General features: G+C 70.5%; 7 protein-coding genes. 3 read left to right on the top strand and 4 right to left on the bottom strand.

The features are described 5' to 3' along the window. The 3 genes from CH341_RS10760 to CH341_RS10750 form a co-directional block, all read left to right on the top strand. On the top strand, nucleotides 1-582 hold a 582-nt coding region (locus CH341_RS10760), incomplete at its 5' end, for a Bug family tripartite tricarboxylate transporter substrate binding protein (protein WP_146604436.1). A 39-nt stretch (nucleotides 583-621) separates the two neighbouring features. Further along, nucleotides 622-1,605 (top strand): AEC family transporter, encoded by a 984-nt coding sequence (locus tag CH341_RS10755; RefSeq protein WP_111419026.1) that lies wholly within the window; start codon nucleotides 622-624, stop codon nucleotides 1,603-1,605. A 28-nt stretch (nucleotides 1,606-1,633) separates the two neighbouring features. Continuing rightward, nucleotides 1,634-3,022, top strand: a complete 1,389-nt coding sequence (locus tag CH341_RS10750) for an adenosylmethionine--8-amino-7-oxononanoate transaminase (RefSeq protein WP_111419025.1) — start codon at nucleotides 1,634-1,636, stop codon at nucleotides 3,020-3,022. A 9-nt stretch (nucleotides 3,023-3,031) separates the two neighbouring features. On the opposite strand, the gene CH341_RS10745 is transcribed toward CH341_RS10750, so the two are convergent. The 4 genes from CH341_RS10745 to CH341_RS10730 form a co-directional block, all read right to left on the bottom strand. Continuing rightward, nucleotides 3,032-3,514 (bottom strand): SRPBCC family protein, encoded by a 483-nt coding sequence (locus CH341_RS10745; RefSeq protein WP_111419024.1) that lies wholly within the window; start codon nucleotides 3,512-3,514, stop codon nucleotides 3,032-3,034. Between the two features lie 51 nt (nucleotides 3,515-3,565). Beyond that, nucleotides 3,566-5,296, bottom strand: a complete 1,731-nt coding sequence (locus tag CH341_RS10740; protein ID WP_111419023.1) for a class I adenylate-forming enzyme family protein — start codon at nucleotides 5,294-5,296, stop codon at nucleotides 3,566-3,568. Nucleotides 5,297-5,542: 246 nt separating this feature from the next. Further along, complete coding sequence (locus CH341_RS10735; protein WP_111419022.1) at nucleotides 5,543-6,487, bottom strand: MaoC/PaaZ C-terminal domain-containing protein; 945 nt, start codon at nucleotides 6,485-6,487, stop codon at nucleotides 5,543-5,545. Beyond that, nucleotides 6,484-7,482, bottom strand: coding sequence for an NADPH:quinone oxidoreductase family protein (locus CH341_RS10730; protein WP_111419021.1), 999 nt, complete (start codon nucleotides 7,480-7,482; stop codon nucleotides 6,484-6,486). Before CH341_RS10730 ends, CH341_RS10735 begins: the two co-directional genes overlap by 4 nt. Nucleotides 7,483-7,618 lie beyond the last annotated feature (136 nt).

Below are 7,618 nucleotides of genomic sequence, written 5' to 3'. Positions count from 1 at the left end.
GTCGTGCCGGCCCGGGTGCCGGCCACGACGCTCGCCGAGTTCGTGAGCTGGGCGAAGGGACAAGGCCGGCTCGCCTTCGGAAGCTCCGGCGTCGGCACGTCGACGCACCTGTTTCCGACCTTGTTCGCGGCGCGTGCCGGCCTCGACGCCGCGCATGTGCCGTTCCGCGGTGCGGCGCAGACCATCCCGGCGATGCTGTCGGGTGACGTCGCCTTCGCGATCGACAATCTCACGTCCTACATGTCGTACATCGAGAGCGGCCAGATCAGGGCACTCGCCGTGACCGGCACGCGGCGGTGGCCCGGCCTGCCGGACGTTCCCACCATGACCGAGGCCGGCATGGCCGATTTCGAGATGACGTCCTGGGCCGCCTTCGTGGTCCCGGCCGGCACCCGCGGCGCGATCGTCGATCGACTGGCGGAGGCGCTCCGCGAGGTCGCCGCCGACCCGCTCGTGCGGCACCGCTTCGAGATCGTCGGCGCACGCGCCTTGTCGTCCAGCCCCGCGGAGGTCGCGGCACGCGGCGCCCGCGAGCGGCCGATCTGGAAGGAGACGGTCCGGATCGCCGGGCTGTCGAGCTGAGCGCTCGCACCCGCGCGTCACCGCGCCGACATTGAACTCATGGACCTGTTCGAATCGCTGAGCGGCGTCTTCAGCTGCATGCTGATGATCGGCCTCGGCTACTATCTGACTCACCGCAAGTGGTTCACCGAGGAGACGGGCCGCCTGTTCTCCCGGATGGCGATGACCATCGCGATCCCGCTCTACATGATCGTCAGCATGACGAAGTCCTACTCCAAGCAGGACTTGCTGCAGGCCGGCACGGCCGCGGCGGTACCGATCCTGGTCATGCTGTCCCTCTACACGATCGGCGTGGGCGTCTCGTTCCTGGCCCGCGTTCCGGTGCATCGGCGCGGCGCGTTCCAGGCGATGTTCTTCGTCTCCAACAGCGGCTTCGTCGGCTTCCCGGTCAATGTCGCGCTGTTCGGCGAGGCGGCGCTGCCCTATGCCGTCATCTACTATCTGCTACAGACCATGCTGTTCTGGACGATCGGCGCCTACGGCCTCAGCCTGGACGGGCCGCGGTTCGCGGGCGTACGGAACGGCGTCGCGGTCGCGGCGGCGCGGCCCGCCTTCGGCCTCGGGACGCTGAAGAACATCCTCACGCCGCCGCTCGTCGGCTCGGCCGTCGCCGTGATCCTGATCCTCGGCGGCATCAGGCTGCCGACCTTCCTCAACAGCACCTTCGTCTATCTCGGCGCGATGACGACGCCGCTGGCGATGCTGTTCCTCGGCATCGCCATCCATGTCTCGAATCTGAAGACCGTCCGCATGTCGCGCGACATGTGGATCCTGGTGGCGGCGCGTTTCCTGATCGCGCCGGCCCTGGTCGTCCTGGTCACCAGCCTGATCCCGGTGCCGGATCTCATGCGCAAGGTCTACATCATCGAGGCGGCCATGCCGGTGATGACGCAGGTCTCGATCGCGGCACGCGCCTACGACGCCGACGCCAACTACATCGCCGTGATGACGGCGATCACCACCGTGATGGCGCTGTTCACGATCCCCGCCTATTTTGTGCTGCTGAACTTCGGGCTGCTGTGAGCAGCGGACAACCGGCCGGAGGACTCCCATGTCGCGACATTCAGCCATCGCCCGGTCGCGCAAATGGACCGGACGCCCCGCGCCCGAGCCGGTCGCTCGCGCCGTGCCGCGCGCCGTCGAGGGCGGGCAGGACGGGGCCGCGCCGCCGTCGTGGTATCGGGACGGAGTGGAGCACGTCTGGCTGCCCTATGCGCAGATGAAGACGGCGGCGCCGCCCGTGCCGGTCGTCCGCACCCGGGGCAGCCGCATCACGCTCGCCAACGGCCGCGAGATCGTCGACGGCGTCGCCTCGTGGTGGACGGCCTGCCACGGCTACAATCACCCCCACATTGCGGCCGCCGTGGCGCGGCAGCTCGAGACGATGCCGCACGTGATGCTGGGCGGCATGCTGCACGAGCAGGCGGCGCGGCTGGCGACCCGACTCGCGGCGATGCTGCCGGGCGACCTGGAGCGAGTCTTCTTCACCGACTCCGGCTCGGTCGCCGTCGAGGTCGCCATGAAGATGGCGGTGCAGTACTGGATCAACAGCGGCGTGCGCGGCCGCACCCGTTTCGTCGCGTTCCGGGGCGGCTATCACGGCGACACCACCGGCACCATGGCGGTGTGCGATCCCGACGAGGGCATGCACGGCCTGTTCAAGGGGCTACTGCCGGAGCAGATCATCGCCGACCTGCCGCGTGACGAGGAGACGACCGCGGCGCTCGACCGGCTGCTGGCCGACCGCGCCGACGAGATCGCCGGCATCCTGGTCGAGCCGCTGGTGCAGGGCGCCGGCGGCATGCTGTTCCACGACCCCGCCGTGCTGCAGCGCCTGCGTGCGCTCGCCGACCGGCACGGCACGCTGCTGATCTTCGACGAGATCTTCACCGGCTTCGGGCGCACCGGCGCGATGTTCGCCTGCCAGAGCGCCGGCGTCGTGCCGGATGTTCTCACGGTGTCGAAGGCGCTCACCGGCGGCACGCTGCCGCTCGCCGCGACCGTCGCGACCCGGCGCGTCTTCGATGCCTTCTGGTCCGACGATCCGCTGAAGGCGCTGATGCACGGGCCGACCTTCATGGGCAACGCGCTCGCCTGCGCGGCCGCCAACGCCTCGCTCGATCTGTTCGAGAGGGAGCCGCGCCTGGCCCAGGTCGCTGCCGTCGAGAGTGCCTTGCGGGAGGGGCTCGCGCCGTGCCGGTCGCTGCCGCGCGTCGTGGACGTGCGGGTGCGCGGCGCCATCGGGGTGGTCGAGCTCGATCGCATCGACGACGTCACGGACCTCAAGGCCCGCTTCCTCGACGCCGGCGTCTATGTGCGGCCGTTCGGCCGGATCGTCTATCTGACCCCGGCCTTCACGATCCCGGCGGACGATCTCCGCCGCCTCACCGGTGCGATCGTCAAGGTGCTGGCCGGCTCCCGGGGACGGACGCCGGCCTGACCGTGCGGCTCAGGCCGGCGTCGGCGCGGCCTGCGGCGCATCGCCCGTCACGGTCTTGGCGAAGTTGTTGAAGAACTGGTCGGCCATCTTCTTGGCGACGCCGTCGATCAGGCGGCCGCCGAGCTGCGAGAGCTTGCCGCCGACATTGGCCTCGACGTCGTAGCTCAGGACCGTGCCGCCGGCCTCGGCGTCACTGAGGCGCACCAGCGCGCCGCCCTTGGCGAATCCGGCGGCGCCGCCCTCGCCCTGGCCCGAGATGCGGTAGCCGTTGGGGGGATCCAGATCCGAGAGCGTGACGACGCCCTTGAAGGTGGCGCTCACCGGGCCGACCTTGATCTTGGCGGTGGCGGCGAACCCGTTGTTGTCCTCGGTGCGCTCGAGCGACTGGCAGCCCGGAATGCAGACCTTGAGGGCTTCGGGATCGTTCAGCTTCTCCCAGACGGTCTGGCGATCCGCCGGCAGCGTCACTTCGCCCGTCATCTTCATGGCCATGGGGGTTCTCCTTCGGACAGAACGGTTCGGATTGGACGCCGGACTCGGGCGTCAGGCGGCACCGTCGACGGCGGAGGCGCTCTTGTCCAGTGCGGATGCGCCCGCGGCTCCGGCCGACGCCTCGGGACGGAACCGGATCGGCAGCGGCCGGATGTCGCCGCGGCGCACCGCGTCGACCAGCTCGCGCTTGAGCACCTTGCCGTTCGGCGTCAGCGGCAGCGCATCGATGCGCAGGAAGTATTCCGGCATGTCGAAGCGCGACAGCCCGGCCTGGTCGAGATGCACGAGCAGCTCGTCCGGGCTCACCTCGTGGCCGTCACGGATCACGACGGCGAGGCAGGCCTTCTCGCCGAGGCGCTCGTCCGCGACCGGGATCACGGCCGCGCGCTCGACGGCGCCGTGCCGCATCGCCGGTGCCTCGATGCGGGCCGGATAGATGTTGTGGCCGCCCCGGATGATCACGTCCTTCTTGCGGCCGGTGATCTGCAGGTAGCCGTGCTCGTCGAGCCGGCCCAGATCGCCGGTCATGAACCACCCGGTCTGGTTGAACGAGGACTCGGTCGCTTCCTGGTCGTCGAAATAGCCGAGCATCAGGCTGGCGCCGCGGCCGCCGATCTCGCCGATCTCGCCGGCCGGCAGCGCGACGTTGCGGTCGTCCTTCGACCAGATCCTCACCTCGTAGCCGTCGCAGGCCCGGCCCGAGGTCTCGATGATGCGGCCGGGCGCGTCGTCCGGGCGGGTGTAGTGGTGCGATCCGGCCTCGGTCATGCCGTATCCGCTCTGCGGGATCACGCCGTGATCGAGCAGGCCGGCGGCGACCACCGGCGGAACGCTGGCGCCCGAGATGCGGAAGCCCTTCACGGCGCCGAGCCGGCGGATGTCGCGGGCGCGCAGCTCGTTGAGCAGGTCGATGGCGTGCGTCGGGACACCGATCATGAAGGTCGCGCCGACCGCGAGGATGCGGTCGACCAGGCTGGCGCCACGCGGCAGGTCGTGGATGACGAACTCGCCGCCCGTGGTGAGCGTCATCACGGTGGCGCCGAAACCGAGATTGTGGCTCAGCGGGCTCAGCGAGTAGAGCACGGCGCTGTCGGTCAGGTCCCAGTCGGTCGACATCGCGCGGGTGTTGGCCAGCAGCGTGTTGTCGCTGTGCATGACGCCCTTGGGCACGCCGGTGGTGCCGGACGTGAAGGCGAGATAGACGACGGTGTTGGGGTCGGTCCGCTGCGGACCGCAGTCGGCCGGAACGCCGCTGCCGAGCTCGGGAAACAGCGGCCCCACCGCCGTGTCCGGGGCGAGCGGTGGCAGCACGATCACGGTCCGCAGGCTCTCGATCCCGCCGGTCCGGTCGAGCAGCGAATGGCGGTGCGAATCGGCCCCGTAGCCGGTCTCGTAGACGAGCGCCGAGGCGCGCATCCGCTTCAGCAGATCCTCGATCTCGCCGACCGTGTGGTCGCGATGCAGCGACGGGCAGCAGACATAGCCGTTGCGCGAGCAGGCGAGCAGCGCCGCGGCGGTCTCGGTCCGGCTCGGCAGCCACACGGCGACGCGGTCGCCCGGCTTCAGCCCGCTGGCGTGCAGGCGGGCGGCGACCCGGTCGGCGGCGGCGAGCAGATCCCGGTAGCTCACGCTCCGCAGCCGGTCGCGCACCGCGACCTTGTCCGGCGTGCGCTCGCCGTGACGGCGGACCTCGGCATAGATCGTCTCGTCCCGCCAGAAGCCGGCGTCGTAGAAGCGGCGGATCTGCTCGACGCTCAGGAGCGTCAGCACGGAATTGAACATCGATGATCCTGATCGAGATGACGGGGAAGGCGATACGGAGCGGTCGGTCCGCGGCTCATCCGCTCGGCCGCCGTCCGTGAGGACCGCGTCGGCCTCTCGCCCTTCGGCTCGCCACCTGCATGTCCGTGACCCGCTCCGATGCCGGCCGCGCGCCGCCCCGCTCGACGGGCGCCTATACCAATAATGGGACGTACACCAAAAATGAAACAGCAGCAAGCGCGCGACCGAGCGCGGCGCGTCTCGGGCTCAGGCCGCATGGCCGGCGGGGACGACCATGTCGGCCTCGAACGCGAAGGCCGTCACGCCGTCCTGGTTGGTTCCGGTGCCGTGCGCCCGCATCGTCAGGCTCTCGCCCACGGGCGACACGGCCGTGATCGTCGTCTCGAACGCCAGCGTGTCGCCGGCGTAGACGGGCCGGCGCCAGCGCAGATCCGTCGCTGACAGGAGGCGCGGCACAACGAGGCCTTGGGCGGCGCAACGTGCCGCGAAGGCCTGCGCCCAGGCCGACGCCGTGTGCCATCCGGAGGCCGCGAGCGCACCGAACGGACCGGCCTGCGCCGCCGCGTGATCGAGGTGGAACGGCTGCGGGTCGTAGTGCTGCGCGAAGCCGACGATGCCGTCGGGGTCGAACGTCACGACACCAAGGGCATAGGGCGTGCCGAGCGCGGCGTCGGCCCACCGCGCCGGCAACTCCGTGTCACGTGAGACCGGCGCCGGTCCCACCGCGGCGCGTGTCGCGCCGGCGGCCGGGGCATCCCCGCCGTCGCGCCGCGCGATCATCACCGAATTGGTTTGCGTGAGAACGACGCGATCGTCGTTGGCCAACAGATCGTAGCGGAAGCGCACGAAGCCGATGTCGGGGCGCGACCCGGACGGTCGCGAGTCCAGCACGCGGAAGCGCGCGCTCAAGATCTCGCCCACCTGCGCCGGCGTGCGCCAGTGAATCTCGTCGATGCCGGGCGCCCCACGGCCGGCGGCGTCGCCGAGCCAGCCGTCGCAGTTGAGACGCATCAGGATCGAGCACAGCATCAGGGGCGGCGGTTCGGCCGGTCCAGCGACGCCGGCGCCGGCCGCATCGGCGGGGCCGAACATCGCCGCGTAGGACGCGATCGCCTCGGCCGACAGCGCGAAGCGGCCGTAGCGGCGTTCCAGCCCGGGCGGAAAATCCTCGAACCAGCGCAGCACCGTCACGTCTCGCTCTGCGGCGTCACCACGATCCGGCCCATCACGGCGCGGTCGCGCAGCAGGCGCAGCGCCTCGCCGGTCTTCTCCAGCGGGAAGACCGTGGTGGGCGGCGGGCGCAACGCGCCGCTCTCGTAGTGGCGGAACAGCTCCGTGTAGCACTGGCGCATCTGCTCCGGGCGGCGCTTGCGATAGTCGCTCACCTGCAGGCCGGAGACCTCGATGTTCTTCAGCAGCACGTAGTTCATCTTCAGGGTCGGGATGCGGCCGGAGGCGAAGCCGATGATCACCAGCCGCCCGCACCACGCGACGGCCCGCACCGCCGCGTCGAAGAAGTCGCCGCCGAGCGGATCGAGGACGATGTCGGCGCCATGGCCGCCGGTGAGCCGGTGGACCTGCTGGCGCAGCGACTCGTGCAGATTGTTGGCGGCGAGATCGACGATCTCGTCCGCCCCGGCCGCCCGCACCAGATCCGCCTTGTCCGGATTGCTGATGCCGGCCAGCACGCGCAGCCCGTAGACCTTGGCGATCTGGATCGCCGCGAGGCCGACCCCGCCGCTCGCGCCGAGCACCAGCGCGACCTCGCCGGCCTTGCCACGGGCCCGATCGCACAGGGCGAACCAGGCGGTGTCGTAGGCGAGCCCCATCGCCGCGGCGTCGACGAAGGTCATCGAGTCCGGCAGCGGCAGGCAGGCGGCCGGCGCGACCGCGACCTTGGTGGCGTAGCCGCCCTGCTCGGCGAGCGTCAGCACCCGGTCGCCGACCGCGAGACCGCGCACGTTCGCGCCGATCGCGGAAACGATGCCGGCCGGCAACTTGCCCGGGACGAACGGCAGCTTCGGCACGAACTGATAGGTGCCGCCGGTCACCAGCAGGTCGACGAAGTTCGCGCCCGTCGCCCGGATGTCGACCATGACCTGGTCTGCGGTGGGCTCCGGGTCCGGCACGCTCTCGACCGTCAGGGTCTCCGGGCCGCCGAACCGACGAACATAGACCGCATGCATGGAGATTCGTCCTTCAGCCGTGTCCGGCGCGGCGCCCATCCACGCTCGTCGGCGCCGTCGCGAGCGGCCCGATAACGCGGGCGCTGAAACAGTTTTGAGCACGTAGAACAAAAATGGGACGTTAGCAAGTCGCGTC

Source organism: Rhodoplanes roseus (assembly GCF_003258865.1).
Classification (GTDB): Bacteria; Pseudomonadota; Alphaproteobacteria; order Rhizobiales; family Xanthobacteraceae; genus Rhodoplanes; species Rhodoplanes roseus.
Note: the sequence above shows the minus strand (reverse complement) of the source record. Positions and strands in the feature narration are given on the sequence as shown.

Bases quoted from the DNA above. Each gene is read 5' to 3' on its own strand.
- CH341_RS10755 (WP_111419026.1), top strand. From the start codon at position 622: ATGGACCTGTTCGAATCGCTGAGCGGCGTCTTCAGCTGCATGCTGATG.
- CH341_RS10750 (WP_111419025.1), top strand. From the start codon at position 1,634: ATGTCGCGACATTCAGCCATCGCCCGGTCGCGCAAATGGACCGGACGC.
- CH341_RS10745 (WP_111419024.1), bottom strand. From the start codon at position 3,514: ATGGCCATGAAGATGACGGGCGAAGTGACGCTGCCGGCGGATCGCCAG.
- CH341_RS10740 (WP_111419023.1), bottom strand. From the start codon at position 5,296: ATGTTCAATTCCGTGCTGACGCTCCTGAGCGTCGAGCAGATCCGCCGC.
- CH341_RS10730 (WP_111419021.1), bottom strand. From the start codon at position 7,482: ATGCATGCGGTCTATGTTCGTCGGTTCGGCGGCCCGGAGACCCTGACG.